This is a genomic window from Caloramator sp. mosi_1 (assembly GCF_028622835.1).
Classification (GTDB): Bacteria; Bacillota; Clostridia; order Clostridiales; family Caloramatoraceae; genus Thermobrachium.
Window position 1 is genome coordinate 1,888,272 of record NZ_CP117677.1, and the last position, 18,613, is coordinate 1,906,884.

Here is an 18,613-nt window from a genome sequence, read left to right on the forward strand (position 1 = left end):
ATTTAGAAAATTATAAGTTAAATATCAAATAGGGGTGGAGTTTTTATGAGGGGATTAATTCTTGCAATAAATCCAGGGTCAACATCCACAAAAATTGCAGTATTTGAAAAAGAAATGAAATTAAAACAAACAAATATTACACACGATGCAACAGAACTTGCAAAATATGAAAAAATTGCAGATCAATTTGACTATAGAAAAAACAAATTTTGGAATACCTTGATAAGGAAGGCTTTAAGATAGAAGAGTTTGATTGTGTAGTGGGACGTGGTGGACTTTTAAGACCTATGCCATCTGGTACATATAGGGTTACAGAAAAAATGATTGAAGACTTGAAGATAGGATTTCAAGGGGAACACGCTTCAAATTTAGGGGTATTATTTCAAAGTCAATAGCAGATGAGATAGAAAAGGAAGCTTATATAGTTGACCCTGTTGCAGTTGATGAATTTGAGGATATAGCAAGGATTTCAGGTATACCAGAAATAAAAGAAGATCACTTGTTCACGCTTTGAATATCAAAGCTGTATCAAGAAGGGTTGCAAAGGATTTAGGAAAGTCCTTGGATGAATGTAATTTTATTGTAGCACATTTAGGAGGAGGAATATCCGTAGCACCTTTAAAAAAGGTAAAATAGTTGACGTAAATAATGCAAATGAAAGTGGACCGTTTTCACCTGAAAGGTGCGGACAAGTGCCTGTTGGTGATTTAGTTAGACTTGCATTTTCAGGGAAATACACTCAAAAGGAAATGAAAAAGAAGATGGTAGGTCAGGCAGGCCTTGTGGGTTATTTGGGGACAAATGATGCACGAGTTGTTGAAGAAATGATTAAAAATGGGGATAAAAAGGCAAAACTAATATTTGAGGCAATGTGTTATCAAATAGCAAAAGAAATTGGTGCTGTAAGTACAGTTTTATTTGGAAAAGTCGACAAGATTATACTTACAGGAGGGCTTGCATATTCAGAAAGACTTGTAAACTATGTAACAGAAATGGTTAAGTTTATTGCAGATGTTGTTGTTATTCCAGGAGAAGATGAAATGCAGGCCTTAGCAGAGGGTGCCTATAGAGTTTTAGTAGGTGAAGAAAAGGCTAAAATATATGAAGAAGAGGTGGGAATATGATAAGAACCTTTGATGAAATTTTAAACAAAGTAAAATGTGGAGATAGAAAAAGATAGCTGTTGCAGTTGCACAGGATGAACCTGTGTTAGAGGCAGTAAGAGATGCAAAGGCTATGGGACTTGCAGATGCTGTTTTAGTAGGTGATAGAGAAAAAATTCAAGAAATAGCAAATACATTGGGAATTAACTTAGATGACTTTGAAGTTATTGATGAAAAGGACAACTCAAAGGCTGCAATGAAGGCGGTTGAGCTTGTTTCTACTAAAAAGGCAGATATGTTAATGAAGGGACTAATAGATACAGCGACTTTCTTGAGAGCTGTTCTTGATAAAGAAAAGGGTTTAAGAACAGGAAGAGTTTTATCCCACGTTGCTGTTTTTGAAGTTCCAGCACTTCAGAGAATTCTTCTTGTTACAGATGCTGCAATGAATATAGCTCCAGATTTAAATACCAAAAACAAATATTAGAAAATGCTGTAAAGGTAGCTCACGCAATTGGAATAGAAGTTCCAAAGGTTGCTCCTGTATGTGCAGTTGAAGTTGTAAACCCAGATATGCAACCAACTCTTGATGCGGCTGCTCTTTCAAAAATGAATGACAGAGGACAAATAAAAGGATGCATAGTAGATGGACCACTTGCAATAGATAATGCTCTATCAGAGGAGGCTGCAAAACATAAGGGAATTAAGAGTCCAGTTGCAGGTAACGCAGATATTATTCTTGTTCCAAATATTGAAACAGGAAATGTTATGTATAAGACTTTAACATATACTGCTAATGCAAAGAACGGAGGTATACTTGTTGGAGCAGCAGCACCAGTAATTTTAACTTCAAGAGCCGATAGCAATGAAAGTAAGCTTTATTCAATAGCTCTTGCGTGTCTTGTTGCGTGCCTATAATTTAAAAGGAGGATGTACTATGTTTAGAATGCTAATTATAAATCCAGGTTCTACATCAACTAAAATAGCAGTTTATGATGATTTAAATCCTGTATTTGTAGAGACACTAAGACATTCAGCAGAAGAGTTAGCTCCTTATTCAACAATATTTGATCAATATGAATTTAGAAAAAATGTAATTATAAAGGCTGTTGAAGATAAAGGAATTGAGTTGAGTACATTAAATGCGGTAGTTGGACGTGGTGGATTATTAAAACCAATAGAAGGTGGTACATATTCAGTTAACGAAAAGATGCTTGAGGATTTAAAAATAGGCGTTCAAGGACAGCACGCTTCTAATCTTGGTGGAGTGATAGCTTTTGAAATAGCAAAAATATAATATACCATCCTTCATAGTAGATCCTGTTGTGGTAGATGAGATGCAAGATGTTGCAAGAATATCAGGTATGCCAGAAATAGAGAGAAAGAGCATATTCCACGCATTAAACCAAAAGGCTGTTGCAAAAAGATATGCAAAGGAAAAGGGCGTAAAATATGAAGATTTAAATTTAATAGTCGCTCATATGGGTGGTGGGATTTCAGTTGGAGCCCACAAAAAGGAAGAGTTGTTGATGTAAACAACGCTTTAGATGGTGAAGGACCTTTCTCACCAGAAAGATCTGGAGGACTTCCTGTTGGAGATCTTGTTAAGATGTGCTTTTCAGGTAAGTACACACAAGATGAAATAAAAAGAAAATTACAGGTAAAGGCGGACTTGTTGCTTATCTTGGAACAAATGATGGAAGAGAAGTAAAAAGATGATGGATGAAGGCAATAAGGAAGCAGAACTTATATATAAGGCTATGGCATATCAAGTTGCAAAGGAAATAGGCAGCTGTGCTGCAGTATTGAAGGGAGAGGTAGATGCCATCATATTAACAGGAGGACTTGCATACGGAGAAGAATATGTAAGTTGGATTAAAGAAAGAATAAGTTTCATTGCACCTGTTGTTGTATACCCAGGTGAGGATGAAATGTTAGCTTTAGCAGAAGGTGGACTTAGAGTATTAAAGGGAGAAGAAGCAGCTAAGGAATATAAATAGGATGTGATTATATGGAGTCAAGAATAAGAATATTTACAGGACACTTTGGAAGTGGTAAAACAGAAATTTCAATAAATTATGCAATTAAACTTAGGGATGAAGGGAAAAAGGTATGTATAGCAGACCTTGATATAGTAAATCCATATTTTTGCACAAGGGATGAAAAGGAATACTTAGAAAGTTTGGGGATAAGAGTTATAGCAACCCCTAAGGAAATGGCTAATGCTGAACTTGGAACAATTCCTCTCGAAACATTGTCAGTGTTTAATGACAAAAGCTATGATGTAGTTTTAGATGTAGGTGGAGATGACCAAGGGGCGGTTGCCCTTGGTCAATACAATAGATACTTTAAGATGGAAGAATATGATATGTACTTTGTAATTAATACTACAAGGCCCTTTACTAAAGATGTTGAGGGGATTTTAGAGTATATAAGGGACATAGAAGCTGCATCAAGGCTTAAAGTAAAGTACTTAATTAATAATTCTAACTTGTCCTATGAGAACAAGGATAGAAGATATTTTAAATGGTCAGAATATTGTGGAAGAGGTATCAAAAGAATTAATATACCAATTAGATATACAGTTGTTAGAGAAGATTTAGCAGACCAAGTAAAGGATAAAATTTCTAATGAGATATTCCCAATCAAGATATTTATGCTTCCACCTTGGAGAAAATATCTTGATGAATAAATAATAAAAAATAGGAGGTAGAATATGGGAAAGGTAACTTTTAGAGAAGAAAGATGCAAAGGCTGTGGACTTTGTATCGAAGTTTGCCCAGTAAAAATAATTGAATTTGATGAAAAACTAAACACTAAGGGGTATCACCCAGCAACTGTAAAGGGAGATAATATGCAAAAGTGTATTGCTTGTGCATCTTGTGCAAGAATTTGTCCAGATGTAGTAATAAAGGTTGAAAAATAAAGGGTTTAAGGAGGTAAGCTTAGATGGCTGATAAAGTTTTAATGAAGGGAAATGAAGCAATAGGTGAAGCTGCCATTCACGCAGGATGCCAATGTTTTTGGATATCCTATAACACCACAAACTGAAGTTGCAGCTTATATGTCAAGAAGAATGCCAAAGGTAGGAAGAGTATTCCTACAAGCAGAAAGTGAAGTAGCAGCAATCAATATGGTTTATGGTGCTGCAGGTGCAGGAGTTAGGGTTATGACTTCTTCATCAAGCCCTGGTATAAGCTTAAAGGCAGAAGGTATTTCATATATAGCAGGTGCAGAACTTCCTTGTGTAATTATAAATATAGTTCGTGGAGGTCCAGGACTTGGAGGTATACAACCAGCACAATCAGACTACTTCCAAGCAACAAAGGGTGGTGGACACGGAGACTACAGATTAGTAGTATTTGCTCCAGCATCAGTTCAAGAGATGGTTGACCTTGTTCAAGATGCCTTTGATGTTGCGGATAAGTATAGAAACCCAGTAATGGTAATGGGAGATGGTATGCTTGGACAAATGATGGAACCTGTTGAATTTAAAGAAAGACCAAAAAGGAACTTCCAGAGAAAACTTGGGCAGCAAATGGTTTAAAGGGTAGAGAAAAGCATAATGTTATAAATTCACTTTTCCTAAAGCCAGAAGAACTTGAAGCTCATAACAATAAACTTCAAGAAAAATACAAAGAAATAGAAAAGAATGAAGTAAGATATGAATTATATAACTGTGATGAAGAAATGGACCTTGTAATTGTATCTTATGGTACATTATCAAGAATATGTAAGAATGCAATTAAGATGCTAAAGAAGGAAGGTATAAATGTTGGTTTAATTAGACCAATAACATTATGGCCATATCCAACTGAAGCATTTGATAAAGTTATAGATAAAACAAAGAATGGATTTATATCTGTTGAAATGAGCTGTGGACAAATGCTTGAAGATGTTCAACTTGCCGTAAGTGGTAGAAAGCCAGTTCACTTCTATGGTAGAAGTGGTGGTATGGTTCCAACTCCAGCAGAAATAGCTAACAAGATAAAGGGAATTGTAGGAGGTGCTAAATAATGACAGTAGTATTTGATAGACCAAAGGCATTACTTGATGTGCCAACTCACTATTGTCCAGGATGTACTCACGGTGTTATTCATAGATTAGTTGCAGAAGTAATTGATGAACTTGGAATACTTGATAAAACAATAGGTGTTGCACCTGTTGGTTGTTCAGTTCTTGCATACGATTATTTTGCTTGTGATATGTATGAAGCAGCACACGGTAGAGCACCAGCTGTTGCAACAGGAATAAAAAGAGCAGTACCAGATAGCGTTGTATTTACATACCAAGGAGATGGTGACCTTGCAGCTATAGGTACAGCAGAAATAGTTCACGCAGCTGCAAGAGGAGAAAGAATTACAACAATATTTGTAAATAACGCTATATATGGTATGACTGGTGGACAAATGGCACCTACTACACTTCCAGGTCAAGTTACTGAAACTTCACCCTATGGAAGAGATGTAAAGACTGCAGGATACCCAATTAGAATTTCAGAAATGATTTCAACTTTAGACGGTGCAGTATATGTTGAAAGAGTTTCGGTTGATAGCGTTCCAAATATAATAAAAGCTAAAAAGGCTATTAAGAAGGCATTTGAAATACAACTTCAAGGTTTAGGATTCTCCCTTGTAGAAGTATTATCAATATGTCCAACAAACTGGGGATTATCACCTAATGAATCTGTAAAATGGCTAAGAGACAATATGATTCCATACTATCCACTTGGAGTTAAGAAGGATGCAACTACAGGGGAGGTGAAGTAATATGGCAAATCAAGAAATTATTTTTGCAGGATTTGGAGGACAAGGAATTCTTTCAATGGGTAAATTCTTAGCATATGCAGGACTTGAAGAAAATCTAAATGTTTCTTGGTTCCCATCCTATGGACCAGAAATGCGTGGAGGTACTTCAAACTGTTCAGTTATACTTTCAGATGAACCAGTAGGTTCACCACTTGTTGTTGATGCAACAACAGTAGTTGTTATGAATAGACCATCCCTTGATAAATTTGAAAGTCACGTTGTAAAGGGTGGTTTACTAATAATAGATAGTGACCTTGTAAACAGAGAACCAGAAAGAACAGATATAGAAATTATAAAGATACCTGCTCAAAAGATAGCAGAGGAAGTTGGTTCAAAAAGATTGCTAATATGGTTCTACTTGGAGCACTTGTTGAAAAGACAAAGATAGTTAAGATGGAGTCACTTCTTAAAGCTCTAAAGGAACACGGAAAAGAACAATTCTATGAACTTAATAAAAAGGCTCTTGAAAGAGGAGCAGAGTTTGGAAGATAAAGAAGGCTGCATTTTGCGGCCTTCTTTATCTTTATTTAGGTCAAAATTTTGGATATTTTTATAGGTTCTATAATAAATGTTGGGGCGTAGACCCAGCATATTTTTTACAAAAAATATGTGCACCTGATTAGACACCTGGTAAAATTAAAATAACCAAACAAAAACCTTACCTGAAAGGAGGCATCCATCAAGTGCACACTAATAATTCTATCAAAAATTTATTAGGTTTTAAAGATGTTATTATAAAAAGATTATTCATAATGACACGTACATTGAGATATACTTAGAAACTAAGAAAAAATTTGTACTTGCCCTAATTGTAATTCCAAAGTTACAAGAGTTCACGATTATAGAATTCAGCGTATTAAAGACATACCCTTATTCTTTAAACATACTTTTATCATTCTTAAAAAACGTAGATATCGTTGTAATGCCTGCGGCAAAAATTTTATGAACATATAGAATTTTTACCTCGTTATCATAGAATAACTAATAGATTAGCTATGTTTGTAATTTATGAATTATCTAATGAATATAGTATGACATCAGTTGCTAGAAAAACTAATCTATCTATCGATACTATAAAACGTATTTTTGATAATGTATCTTACTCTTCTCCTACTAATTTACCTAAAATAATATCTATAGATGAATTTAAAGGTAACTCTGGTGGTTCTAAATATCATTGTGCAATAGTCGATCCTGTTAATCATAAAATACTAGACATTATTAAAGATAGAAAAGAGCATATTCTTATAGATTATTTTAGAAAAATTAAAAATCGCGATAGCGTTACACACTTTATTTGTGATATGTGGCAACCCTATATTGATTTAGCTAAAACTTATTTCAAAAATGCTGTAATTGTTATAGATAAATTTCACTATATTAGACAAGTCATATGGGCAGTAGAAGCGGTAAGAAAACGTATCCAAAGAGAACTATCAATTAAATTAAGAAAATACTTTAAAAGAAGTAAAAGCTTATTTTAAAAAGATATGGCTTACTTGATACAGATTCAAAGTTAGCTTTACAAGTTATGTTTTCTTATAATAGTGAATTAGCAATTGCCCACACTTTAAAGGAAAAGTTATTGAGTATTATTGATGCTTCACCTTCTTCTAACGAAGCTCGTGTCCTCTTAAAAGATTGGATTAAACTTGCACAAAATAGTGGTATCAATGAATTGAAAAGATGTGCAAATACCTATATCAGATATTTTAATGAGATTTGTAATTCTTTTGATATTCCTTATACAAATGCTTGTATAGAAGGATTTAATAATAAAATCAAAGTTATTAAAAGAATAGCCTTCGGCTATAGAAATTTTGATAGATTCAGGAATAGAATTCTTCATTGTTGTAATAAATAATCTGTTAAATATTGTATTTTAGGAAATCCAACTATCGTTGGTCTTTTTGTCGTGCAATTTTTTAAGGGTAAACTCCCCTCATCCTATCTATCTTGCTAAAATCATTATCAAATAAGAAAGGACAGGCATTCTAATCTAATGCCCGCCCCAACTATTGACAAAGAGCCTTTTTATAGTATATTGGATTGTTCAGAAAATTCAAACTTGTTAATATAAAATTAAGAAAAATAAAAAGGGGAGTTAAAAGTGAAACGTATTTTGAGTTTAGCTGTAAGTGTTTTAATGGTGGCTTCATTAGCATCTTGTTCTAACTCAAAGACACAGACAACAAGTAGTACAGATAATACATCAAAAAAGTTGTAATTTATTGTCCACATCCAGTAGAGTTTATAAACCCAATTGTTGCAGAATTTGAGAAGAGTACAGGTATAACTGCAGAAGTAGTTACAGCTGGAACAGGAGAACTTTTAAAGAGAATTGAAGCTGAAAAGGACAATCCATTAGGGGACGTTTTATGGGGAGGTTCATTATCTACAGTAAAACCAAAGAAGGATTTATTCCAAGAATATAAGAGTAAAAATGAAGACTCAGTATTTGATGATTGTAAAAATTCAGAGGGAATGATTACAAGGTTTACAATGATACCAAGTGTTATTATGATAAATAAAAATTTAATTGGAAACATTAAAATTGAAGGATATCAAGATTTACTAAATCCAGCATTAAAGGGTAAGATTGCATTTGCAGATCCATCTAAATCTTCTTCATCTTTTGAACACCTTGTAAATATGCTCTATGCAATGGGACAAGGAGACCCAAATAAGGGATGGGATTATGTTGGACAACTTTGTAAGAATTTAGATGGTAAACTTTTAAGTGGTTCATCAGCAGTATACAAGGGAGTAGCAGATGGCGAATACACAGTAGGTCTTACATTTGAAGAAGCAGCTGCAAAATATGTAAAAGATGGAGCTCCAGTTGAAGTTATATATATGAAGGAGGGAGTAATAGCAAAACCTGATACTGTACAAATAATAAAAGGAGCAAAGAATTTAGAAAATGCAAAGAAGTTTATAGACTTTGTAACAAGTAAAGAAGCTCAAACTTTAATTGCTAATCAGTTATGTAGGCGTTCAGTAAGAAAGGATGTTCCAGCAGCATCAGGACTAAAAGCTTTAAATGAAATGAATTTAATTAAGGATGATGAAGCAACTGTAAATAAGAGTAAACAAGAATGGTTAGATAAGTTTAAAGATATTTTTACAAGTAGTAAATAGTACTATAAGGGCCTGCGACATTTGTTGTGGGCCTAATTATTAAAGGGGTATAGATGTGAGTGTTGCGATTAAAATTGAAAATGTTGTAAAAAGTATGAGAAAATTACGGTTATTCCTAATTTATCTTTAGAAATTAAAAATGGTGAATTTTTACCTTGCTTGGACCATCAGGATGCGGAAAAACAACACTATTAAGAATGATAGCAGGTTTTAATACAATAGATGGAGGTTATATAAAGTTTGACAATGAGATAATTAATGAGATACCTGCATATAAAAGGAATATAGGTATGGTATTTCAAAATTATGCTATTTTTCCACATTTGACAGTTAAAGAAAATGTTGAATATGGATTGAAGCTTAGGAAAATATCTAAAACTGAAAGCGAAAAAAGAGTTGAAGAGATATTAAAGACTGTTAAGATGTATGATTATAAAGATAGACTTCCTGATAAATTATCAGGTGGTCAACAACAAAGGGTTGCTCTTGCACGTGCTATAGTTATACGTCCAAATGTTCTGTTAATGGATGAGCCCCTTTCAAATTTAGATGCAAAATTAAGAATTGAGATGAGAAGTGTTATAAGAGATATTCAAAAACATATAGGGATAACAACTGTATATGTAACCCACGATCAGGAAGAAGCACTTGCAATTTCAGATAGAATAGCTGTAATGAAGGAGGGGTTGTTCAACAGGTTGGTACACCTTGTGAAATATATAAAAGGCCTACAAATACATTCGTTGCAACCTTTATTGGTAGTTCAAATTTGATTAAAGCAAAAGTAAAGATAGAAAAAGGTGATAAATATATAGTATTTAATGATGAATATAGTTTAAAAGTGAATAATTTAAATAGCAATGTTAAGGATGGTCAAAATGTTGTTGTATCAGTAAGACCAGAGGAATTTAAAGTATCAAATAAGGGACTTAAAGTAAAAATTTTAAAAGGAACATTTTTGGTAAGTTTATAAATTATGAATTTAAATTATGTAATGGAATTTTATTTGACGAAAATAGTGTTTGTGAATTTGTTCAGGATATTTCAGGTATGAATAAATTTCTAAAAGAAGATGAAACAGTCTTTTTAGATGTAGATTCAGAAAGAATAAATGTTTTTAGCGAAGATGGTAGCGTAAATTTGGTGGAGGATGTGAGTTACAATGAATAAAAAATTAAGTTTGATTTTTGGAATATAGTTACTGTTGTTATATTAGTTATATTTGTACTATTTTTAATATATCCATTGACAACTCTTTTTGTTGATGCATTTAAGGAACCTTTAACATCTAAATTTACTGTAGATAACTTTAGAAAGTTTTTTAGTAAAAAGTATTATTACCAAGCATTGATTAATAGTATCATTTCTGCTTTAAGTGTTACAGTATTATCAATTGCTATAGGTCTTCCTATTGCATATCTTATGACTGCATATAAAATAAAGGGTAAAAAGCTACTTGAAGTTTTAATAATAATATCAATGCTTTCTCCACCTTTAATTGGTGCTTATTCTTGGGTTTTGTTATGTGGTCGAAGTGGTGTTATAACTAAGTTTTTTAAACAATATTTGGGAGTTAATATACCTACAATATATGGATATGCGGGGATCCTTTTAGTACTAACTTTGAAGCTTTATCCATTTATTTACTTGTATGTATCTGGTGCTTTAAAAAAATCGACTCGTCTTTAATTGAAGCTGCAGAAAGTTTAGGAACAAAACCATCAAGAAAACTTGTTTTTGTTATAATTCCATTAATACTACCTACATTACTTGCAGGAGCACTTCTGGTTTTTATGAATGCAATTGCTGATTTTGGAACACCTGTTTTAATTGGAGAGGGTTATAATGTTATGCCAACTTTGATTTATTCTGAATTTATAAGTGAAGTTGGTGGCCAAGCAAATTTTGCTGCTGCAATGGCAACAGTTATGGTATTTATAACTTCGCTTATGTTTTTGCTGCAGAGATATATCATAAATAAGAAATCCTATATTATGAGTTCTCTTCGACCAATTCAGGTAGGAAACCTGAAGGGTATATCAAATAATTTAGCACATATATTTATCTACATTATTGTAATTTTATCGATTATACCTCAACTAACAGTAATATACACATCATTTTTAAATACAAAGGGTGCTATGTTCTTAAATGAATTTTCTCTAAAGAGTTATAAAACTGTTTTCAGTAGACTTGGTAAGTCCATTACTAATACCTATATCTATGGATTGATTGCTATTTTTATAATAATTCTTATTGGTATGCTAACAGCCTATATTTCAACAAGAAGAGGCTCTTTGTCAATAGTTGGGGCGGGCATTAGATTAGAATGCCTGTCCTTTCTTATTTGATAATGATTTTAGCAAGATAGATAGGATGAGGGAGTTTACCCTTAAAAAATTGCACGACAAAAAGACCAACGATAGTTGGATTTCCTAAAATACAATATTTAACAGATTATTTATTACAACAATGAAGAATTCTATTCCTGAATCTATCAAAATTTCTATAGCCGAAGGCTATTCTTTTAATAACTTTGATTTTATTATTAAATCCTTCTATACAAGCATTTGTATAAGGAATATCAAAAGAATTACAAATCTCATTAAAATATCTGATATAGGTATTTGCACATCTTTTCAATTCATTGATACCACTATTTTGTGCAAGTTTAATCCAATCTTTTAAGAGGACACGAGCTTCGTTAGAAGAAGGTGAAGCATCAATAATACTCAATAACTTTTCCTTTAAAGTGTGGGCAATTGCTAATTCACTATTATAAGAAAACATAACTTGTAAAGCTAACTTTGAATCTGTATCAAGTAAGCCATATCTTTTTAAAATAAGCTTTTTACTTCTTTTAAAGTATTTTCTTAATTTAATTGATAGTTCTCTTTGGATACGTTTTCTTACCGCTTCTACTGCCCATATGACTTGTCTAATATAGTGAAATTTATCTATAACAATTACAGCATTTTTGAAATAAGTTTTAGCTAAATCAATATAGGGTTGCCACATATCACAAATAAAGTGTGTAACGCTATCGCGATTTTTAATTTTTCTAAAATAATCTATAAGAATATGCTCTTTTCTATCTTTAATAATGTCTAGTATTTTATGATTAACAGGATCGACTATTGCACAATGATATTTAGAACCACCAGAGTTACCTTTAAATTCATCTATAGATATTATTTTAGGTAAATTAGTAGGAGAAGAGTAAGATACATTATCAAAAATACGTTTTATAGTATCGATAGATAGATTAGTTTTTCTAGCAACTGATGTCATACTATATTCATTAGATAATTCATAAATTACAAACATAGCTAATCTATTAGTTATTCTATGATAACGAGGTAAAAATTCTATATGTTCATAAAATTTTTTGCCGCAGGCATTACAACGATATCTACGTTTTTTAAGAATGATAAAAGTATGTTTAAAGAATAAGGGTATGTCTTTAATACGCTGAATTCTATAATCGTGAACTCTTGTAACTTTGGAATTACAATTAGGGCAAGTACAAATTTTTTCTTAGTTTCTAAGTATATCTCAATGTACGTGTCATTATGAATAATCTTTTTATAATAACATCTTTAAAACCTAATAAATTTTTGATAGAATTATTAGTGTGCACTTGATGGATGCCTCCTTTCAGGTAAGGTTTTTGTTTGGTTATTTTAATTTTACCAGGTGTCTAATCAGGTGCACATATTTTTTGTAAAAAATATGCTGGGTCTACGCCCCAACATTTATTATAGAACCCAAGAAGAAAAAGTACAATTACTACTATTATAGATACTGTGACAATGTTCCCATATATAATACCAGGTTCTGTGTTAGGAATTACACTTTTACTTGCATTCAATAAAGGGGCTATCATTTTGAGTGGCACAGCAACTATTATTATAATTGCTTTTGTAATAAGAAGACTGCCCTATACATTAAGGTCAAGTGCCGCTATACTGTATCAGATAAGTCCAAGTATAGAAGAGGCATCGATAAGTCTTGGTTGTTCTCCTGTTAAAACCTTTTTAAAGTTACAGCAAAAATGATGTTACCTGGGGTTCTTTCGGGAGCTATCTTGAGCTGGATTACAGTAATTAATGAACTTAGTGCATCTGTTATTTTATATACTTCAAATACAAGAACGATGTCGGTAACAATATATACAGAAGTTGTAAGGGCAAGTTACGGTACAGCAGCAGCACTTTCGACAATATTGACTGCAACAACCGTTGTTTCATTGATTATATTTTTTAAGCTAACTGGAAGCAAGAATATTACTGTATAGTTGGGAGGAAAAATTATGAATTTTAGTGGCATTTTAGTTGTATCAGATATGGATGGAACGTTGATGGATTCAAACAAAAATATCTCAAAAAGAATATTGAAACACTACAATATTTTATTAATAATGGAGGATTATTTACAGTAGCTACTGGTAGAACAGAATTAAACATAAAACCTTTTTTAAAGGAGTTACCGATAAATTGTCCTGCAATTTTATATAATGGTGCCGCAATTTATGATTTAAAAAAGAAAAATTTATAAGGTATTCCTATTTAGATAACAGTATTTTATCTTATTTAATTAGAGATATTATAAGGGAGTACAATGAAATATGTATTCAAATTTTTACAGCAGGAAAGATGTATATTGTAACAGGAGATAAATATATTGATCCCTATGTTATTAACGAAAAACAGCCATATGAGTTAGCTGATGTTATGGAAATAGTTAATAAGAATTGGTTAAAAGTTATTTTTAATGGAGAAAATAAAATTCTTAAATCAATATTACAAAAATTGAGAATTTAATCCCTAAAAACAAGTTGAATTATATGTTCTCAACAGACAGATATCTTGAAATTTTATCCTATGGTGTTTCTAAAGGTAGTGCTTTAAGAGAATTAGTTAAGTTATTAAATATTAAAGAAAATAAAGTTGTTGCAATTGGAGATTATTGTAATGATATAGAAATGATAAAAGTAGCATTTTTAGGTGTGGCAACTAAAAATGCACATAGTGAATTAAAAGAGCAGCCAGATGCATAACAGTTAGCAATGATGATAATGCAGTGGCAACTTTAATAAATGAGATTATACCAGAGTTTATTAGTGTGTAATAAAAAGTTTTTATAAACAGTTAAAAGTTTGTAAATCAGTAATGGCTATAGGGCTTATAAACTAACTTTATAAAAAATTAAAACATAAAAGGTGTTTAGATTTAAAAGGTGCCCCTTTAAAGGATTTGAAAAAGGAATACATTATAAGCTTACACCTGTTTAAGCTATATAATATATGCAGAAGAAATCCTTAAAGGGGTTAATTTATATAGATTTTTTAACAGGCTCAATAAATTTTTATTTACTATGTAGCTTTTTATCTTCTTGTTTTATAAATTCCGTTGGAGAAATACTAAGGTACTTTTTAAATGTATTAAAAAAGTTTTTATAGTCCCCAAATCCAACTATATCTGAAACTTCATATAGTCTATATTTTCCTGATAATAATAAATCAATGGATTTTTTAATTCGGTATTGATTTAATATGTCCATAAATGTTTGTTGTGTTATGGATTTAAATTTTCTACTTAAATAACTTGGGCTAATACCCAGCATATCAGATATACTTTCAAGAGATATCTTTTTATCATAGTTATTTTTTATGTATAATAAAGTTTGATTTACATAATAATTATCTTTACTGTTGATTATATATGTATCTATATCAATGACGTTTTGATTGTTAGAAAGTATTTTATATTTTATATCTTTTTTAATTTCAACTTTGATTTTGTTTATTGTGCTTATTAATTCTTCTTCATCTATTGGTTTTAATAGATATTCATAAACTTTAAGAGAAATTGCTTGTCTTGCATATTCGAATTCAGAATAACTTGTTAATATTATACTATAAAAGAAAGTCTCTTCTATTGCTTTTTTAGCATTTCTATTCCATCCATAATAGGCATTTTTATATCAGTAATTACTATATCAGGTTTTTGACTTCTTATTATGTTAAGTCCCTCTAATCCATTAGAAGCTGTTCCGACAATTGTACAGTCAATAGAAAGCCAGTCTACAGTTAATAGTAGTCCATTTCTAATTATATCTTCATCTTCAACTATTATAACCTTAAACATACTAACACTCCTCTTCATAAGTTAAAGGTAAACTTATTGTAACCTTAGTTCCAACATTTTCAATGCTATCTATTTTAACACCATATTCAGCCCCATATAAGAGTTGAATTCTTCTATGTACGTTATAAATTCCTAAGTGATTGCCTTGACTTTGATTATTTTTTAATATCTCATTTAATTCAGATAGTCTGCTTTTACTTATACCAACTCCATTATCTTCAATGGTTATTATTAAATTATCAACTACCTTTTTGATTGTGATTTTAACTAAAAGTACATTTTCTCCTTTATATCCGTGTTCAACACAATTTTCTATTATAGGTTGAAATATAAGCTTTGGCACTATGCAATTAATTATGTTATTTTCAACATCTATTGTATAATCAAATTTTTCTTTAAAACGAGATTTAATTATTTCTAAATAATTTTTTGTATAATTTAATTCGTTTGATAAATTAGTTTTTGATGAATTGATATCAATACTATATCTTAAAAGTCTTGATAAGTTTAAAATCATTTTTACAGCTTCTTGTGAATCTATTTTTATCATATATTTTATTACTTCGAGGGTATTAAAAAGAAAATGAGGGTTAAATTGTGATTCTAATTGCTTTATTTCAGATATTATGCTATGTTTAGCTTCTTCTTTGTTAAGTTCGATTAAATTTTTTATATCATCAAGCATTTTGTTATATGCTTCTGATATTGTTTTAAACTCAATGTTTGTTTTTATGTCAAGTCTGGTTTCAAGATTACCATTTTGTACATTTTCCAGTGCCTTTAAAATTTTATCTAAATCTTTGGTTTTATTTTTAGAAACCTTTGATGAGGAATACATTAAAAAAATTACCAGTATGATTATAAATACGATAAGAAGTATACCAATAATTTTAAAAACAGTTATCATATTAGCTAAAGAACTAACTGTATATACTGTAAATAAATTATTATAAATATTACTTTGAGAAATATAATAATAACTTTTCAAATGCTTAGTAAAACCACTATTACTTTTTATATATTTTTCAAGCTTTCCTTGTTTTGTTATTGGTAATGTATTTGTTGTAAAAAGAACATTACCGTATTGATCTGTTAGAGTGGTTATTAGAGAGTAATCGGATAAGAAGTGTTTCATAAGTGAGTCAGTACATATATCAAAGGTTAAAAAGCCAATTTTTTGTTATTTTCTTTTATTACTGTTCCTATTGTTATTGTATTTTGAAAATTAATAGAATCATCGATGTTGCATTCAATTAAAAAAATGTCTTCATTTGTTTCTAAACGTGATAAAATACCTAAGTTGTATATGCTTTTTCTATATAGGAGGGTATCTTACTTGTATTAGATATTATAATATTTTTATGTTCATCAAAAACATAAAAATATGTTTTTATACCAGTAGAGTTTATATATTTATATAACATTTGATAAGTTTCAACAGTGGGTTTTTTAGATTTTATGTCATTTAATAATAGAGGACTTTTAGAGGCTATGTTTAGGTATTGCTCATAACTTTTAAAAAAGTTATATAAATGATCTGAGACTAATTTGTTTTCAGTTAGGTTATAAGTTGATGTATTACTGATGAATATTGAAATTGATATAAAGTATGTTAAAAAGTTAAAGCTATTATAGGTAGAATGGTATATAACATAAAAGTTTTTTTATGTCATATTTAAAACTGTTCTTATATTGCAATTCTATCCCCCTTATTATTATAGCATTTTTAAAATGAAGGATATAATATTTTACAATGTTAATTTAAGAAATAAATAAAGTGGTTTTAGAAGGAAGTAATAAATTTATATAGAACTTGAATTCGGCAAGTAAATTTTAAAAAAGTTTCTACTTGCCATTTTTGTTTTCTTTATGAATAAATTTACATTTATTATGATATTTTATACCGTTAGGTCTTTTTTGAGTATACTTAATAAACCCAAATAACATTTGGATTTTTAAGGGAATTTATTGTTTTTATTTTACTATTAAGTATAAACTGTTATCATTTTTCTACTAAAAATATGTATTTGTTTTTGAATATGAGTAATGATTTTTTCTAATAAGCAATTATTTGAAAAACTTAAATATCTATAATATTTGCTGCCGCAAACATTACCACAAACTCTATAAAATATTCTTCTTAATGTACTAATTTCATGATGTTGTACTTCCTTAGGCATGATTGCTTGTTTAAACCAGTTATGAATGTTATATGCTATCATTTTTATTAAAAGGTACAATTCATTGCATTTATGATTTACTAAACTATTTTCGCTAAAGGCATAGCCTTCTTTTATTTCATCTATATTATTTTCAACATCACATCGTTGATTATAATCTTGAAATATTTCTTCAGGTGTTAAATAATTTATATTTGTTACTATTGCTTGATATTTATATTTACATTCTTCGAACATTAACTGATTCATATTTTTTGGAATAATTTTTTCTCTTATAATCACAAATCTTCTTGCTCTTTGCCATTTAGGCAATGGAACTGTAATTTCTGTAACAGATAAAGTAGAACTTATATCGTGCCATATATAATCCTTTGGATTATTATTTATAAAATCTATTATCATTTTAACAGTAGAATACATTTTACATTTAACAACATATTCTATTCCATTATCTTCAAAATATAAAAAGTTTTCTTCATCAAAAACCTCTATCAAGTCTAACTCTTTTAAGAATATATCTTGAAGGAAGCTGGTTTACACAACTCTTAAAGAAATCTAAAAATTTATAATTACTATGGTGTCTACCATTTTCAAGAGTAATGTTAAGTAATTCATCAGTTCCTGAAATAAACCCAACTTTTTCTTTAAATGATGGTCTTCCATTGTACCTTGGATTATATCCTATTCCTGATTTTTCTTGATTACCAAAGATAGTTATAACAGTATCATCAATATTAATACAAACCTCGCGTACATCTTCAGTTGAAGACTTTAAGTCAAGTATTTTTTATTTATAGTTCTTAATTCTTCTAAAGTTTCTGTTGGTAAAGCTTTTAAGAGATCTCTACATACTTTTTCACTGGGTAATTTATCTACACCTTTAAACTTTTTATATCCTTCATCATTTCTTAATGTTTCAATGTGCATAAATCTTGAGAAACCAAGAATATTTGCATCAATCATGTATTCTATAATTTCTGCAGTATTAAAAGTAGAATTAGCGGCCTTCTTATAGGTTACGCCTTTTTCTAAAATAGTTGGTAATCCTATTATTTGTTTAAAGGATTCCACATAAGAAAAAGTTGCTACAGAAGTAACTTTGGTATCATTAAATTTTGCTTTCATGTTCAAAAATCTAATTTTCTTCTTTAAATTTTTTGATTTTGTTGTAAACTATCCATAGAAATCACCCTTTTGTGTTTTAGTTTTGCAATTATATTTTAACACTTAAA

18 protein-coding genes and 8 pseudogenes are annotated in these 18,613 nt (G+C 30.3%); 20 read left to right on the forward strand and 6 right to left on the reverse strand.

Annotation, left to right across the window (positions count from 1 at the left end; genetic code table 11):
• Positions 1–45: 45 nt before the first annotated feature.
• The 15 genes and pseudogenes from buk (PL321_RS13365) (at position 46) to PL321_RS13430 (ending at position 11,403) form a co-directional block, all read left to right on the forward strand.
• Positions 46–1,124, forward strand: a pseudogene (gene buk / locus PL321_RS13365) (butyrate kinase).
• Positions 1,121–2,021, forward strand: a pseudogene (gene ptb, locus PL321_RS13370) (phosphate butyryltransferase). Before buk (PL321_RS13365) ends, ptb begins: the two co-directional pseudogenes overlap by 4 nt.
• A gap of 19 nt (positions 2,022–2,040) precedes the next feature.
• A pseudogene (buk, locus tag PL321_RS13375) lies at positions 2,041–3,103 on the forward strand (butyrate kinase).
• An 11-nt stretch (positions 3,104–3,114) separates the two neighbouring features.
• On the forward strand, positions 3,115–3,795 hold the full coding sequence (locus tag PL321_RS13380) for a nucleotide-binding protein (RefSeq protein WP_273962368.1): 681 nt from the start codon (positions 3,115–3,117) through the stop codon (positions 3,793–3,795).
• Positions 3,796–3,819: 24 nt separating this feature from the next.
• Positions 3,820–4,029, forward strand: coding sequence for a 4Fe-4S binding protein (locus PL321_RS13385; protein WP_018661041.1), 210 nt, complete (start codon positions 3,820–3,822; stop codon positions 4,027–4,029).
• Between the two features lie 23 nt (positions 4,030–4,052).
• Positions 4,053–5,120 (forward strand): annotated as a pseudogene (locus PL321_RS13390) (3-methyl-2-oxobutanoate dehydrogenase subunit VorB).
• A complete protein-coding gene (locus PL321_RS13395) occupies positions 5,120–5,872 on the forward strand; it encodes a thiamine pyrophosphate-dependent enzyme (RefSeq protein ID WP_273962369.1) in 753 nt (250 codons plus the stop codon). Before PL321_RS13390 ends, PL321_RS13395 begins: the two are co-directional and overlap by 1 nt.
• Before the next feature lies 1 nt (position 5,873).
• Positions 5,874–6,403, forward strand: a pseudogene (locus PL321_RS13400) (2-oxoacid:acceptor oxidoreductase family protein).
• A 300-nt stretch (positions 6,404–6,703) separates the two neighbouring features.
• The gene (locus PL321_RS21570; protein WP_443110716.1) at positions 6,704–6,865 is read left to right on the forward strand and encodes a transposase family protein; all 162 of its coding nucleotides are present in this window, start codon (positions 6,704–6,706) and stop codon (positions 6,863–6,865) included.
• Positions 6,862–7,775: pseudogene (locus tag PL321_RS13410) on the forward strand (ISL3 family transposase). The gene PL321_RS21570 and the pseudogene PL321_RS13410 overlap by 4 nt, the downstream one beginning before the upstream one ends.
• 398 nt (positions 7,776–8,173) lie before the next feature.
• Positions 8,174–9,052, forward strand: coding sequence for an ABC transporter substrate-binding protein (locus PL321_RS13415; RefSeq protein ID WP_273964566.1), 879 nt, complete (start codon positions 8,174–8,176; stop codon positions 9,050–9,052).
• 155 nt (positions 9,053–9,207) lie between these two features.
• Positions 9,208–9,825, forward strand: coding sequence for an ABC transporter ATP-binding protein (locus tag PL321_RS21575; protein WP_443110662.1), 618 nt, complete (start codon positions 9,208–9,210; stop codon positions 9,823–9,825).
• The gene (locus tag PL321_RS21580; protein ID WP_443110663.1) at positions 9,822–10,025 is read left to right on the forward strand and encodes a hypothetical protein; all 204 of its coding nucleotides are present in this window, start codon (positions 9,822–9,824) and stop codon (positions 10,023–10,025) included. The genes PL321_RS21575 and PL321_RS21580 overlap by 4 nt, the downstream gene beginning before the upstream one ends.
• A gap of 272 nt (positions 10,026–10,297) precedes the next feature.
• On the forward strand, positions 10,298–10,741 hold the full coding sequence (locus PL321_RS13425) for an ABC transporter permease (RefSeq protein ID WP_273962370.1): 444 nt from the start codon (positions 10,298–10,300) through the stop codon (positions 10,739–10,741).
• Positions 10,741–11,403 carry an ABC transporter permease gene (locus PL321_RS13430; protein WP_273964567.1) on the forward strand — a complete coding sequence of 221 codons (663 nt, stop codon included), beginning with the start codon at positions 10,741–10,743 and terminating at the stop codon, positions 11,401–11,403. The genes PL321_RS13425 and PL321_RS13430 overlap by 1 nt, the downstream gene beginning before the upstream one ends.
• A gap of 106 nt (positions 11,404–11,509) precedes the next feature.
• Here the strand turns inward: PL321_RS13430 and PL321_RS13435 are convergent, their stop codons facing one another.
• The gene (locus PL321_RS13435; protein ID WP_273964333.1) at positions 11,510–12,583 is read right to left on the reverse strand and encodes an ISL3 family transposase; all 1,074 of its coding nucleotides are present in this window, start codon (positions 12,581–12,583) and stop codon (positions 11,510–11,512) included.
• Between the two features lie 239 nt (positions 12,584–12,822).
• On the opposite strand from PL321_RS13435, the pseudogene PL321_RS13440 reads away from it, so the two are divergent.
• From PL321_RS13440 to PL321_RS13455, 5 genes and pseudogenes are all read left to right on the forward strand, one after another.
• Positions 12,823–13,349 (forward strand): annotated as a pseudogene (locus PL321_RS13440) (ABC transporter permease); the annotation flags it as partial.
• A gap of 15 nt (positions 13,350–13,364) precedes the next feature.
• Complete coding sequence (locus PL321_RS13445; protein ID WP_273962371.1) at positions 13,365–13,493, forward strand: HAD hydrolase family protein; 129 nt, start codon at positions 13,365–13,367, stop codon at positions 13,491–13,493.
• Positions 13,466–13,609, forward strand: coding sequence for an HAD family hydrolase (locus PL321_RS21585; RefSeq protein ID WP_443110792.1), 144 nt, complete (start codon positions 13,466–13,468; stop codon positions 13,607–13,609). Before PL321_RS13445 ends, PL321_RS21585 begins: the two co-directional genes overlap by 28 nt.
• A gap of 98 nt (positions 13,610–13,707) precedes the next feature.
• Positions 13,708–13,875 carry a hypothetical protein gene (locus PL321_RS13450; RefSeq protein WP_273962372.1) on the forward strand — a complete coding sequence of 56 codons (168 nt, stop codon included), beginning with the start codon at positions 13,708–13,710 and terminating at the stop codon, positions 13,873–13,875.
• A 14-nt stretch (positions 13,876–13,889) separates the two neighbouring features.
• Positions 13,890–14,111 carry an HAD family hydrolase gene (locus tag PL321_RS13455; RefSeq protein ID WP_273962373.1) on the forward strand — a complete coding sequence of 74 codons (222 nt, stop codon included), beginning with the start codon at positions 13,890–13,892 and terminating at the stop codon, positions 14,109–14,111.
• Positions 14,112–14,419: 308 nt separating this feature from the next.
• On the opposite strand, the gene PL321_RS20205 is transcribed toward PL321_RS13455, so the two are convergent.
• The 5 genes and pseudogenes from PL321_RS20205 to PL321_RS13475 form a co-directional block, all read right to left on the reverse strand.
• Positions 14,420–14,677 (reverse strand): helix-turn-helix domain-containing protein, encoded by a 258-nt coding sequence (locus PL321_RS20205; RefSeq protein ID WP_337960831.1) that lies wholly within the window; start codon positions 14,675–14,677, stop codon positions 14,420–14,422.
• A gap of 311 nt (positions 14,678–14,988) precedes the next feature.
• Positions 14,989–15,201: a response regulator gene (locus PL321_RS20210; RefSeq protein WP_337960832.1), complete on the reverse strand. Its 213-nt coding sequence runs from the start codon at positions 15,199–15,201 to the stop codon at positions 14,989–14,991.
• 1 nt (position 15,202) lies between these two features.
• Positions 15,203–16,336 (reverse strand): sensor histidine kinase, encoded by a 1,134-nt coding sequence (locus PL321_RS13465; protein ID WP_273962374.1) that lies wholly within the window; start codon positions 16,334–16,336, stop codon positions 15,203–15,205.
• A gap of 160 nt (positions 16,337–16,496) precedes the next feature.
• On the reverse strand, positions 16,497–16,625 hold the full coding sequence (locus PL321_RS13470; protein WP_273962375.1) for a hypothetical protein: 129 nt from the start codon (positions 16,623–16,625) through the stop codon (positions 16,497–16,499).
• A 561-nt stretch (positions 16,626–17,186) separates the two neighbouring features.
• Positions 17,187–18,521: pseudogene (locus PL321_RS13475) on the reverse strand (IS1380 family transposase).
• Between the last annotated feature and the right edge of the window lie 92 nt (positions 18,522–18,613).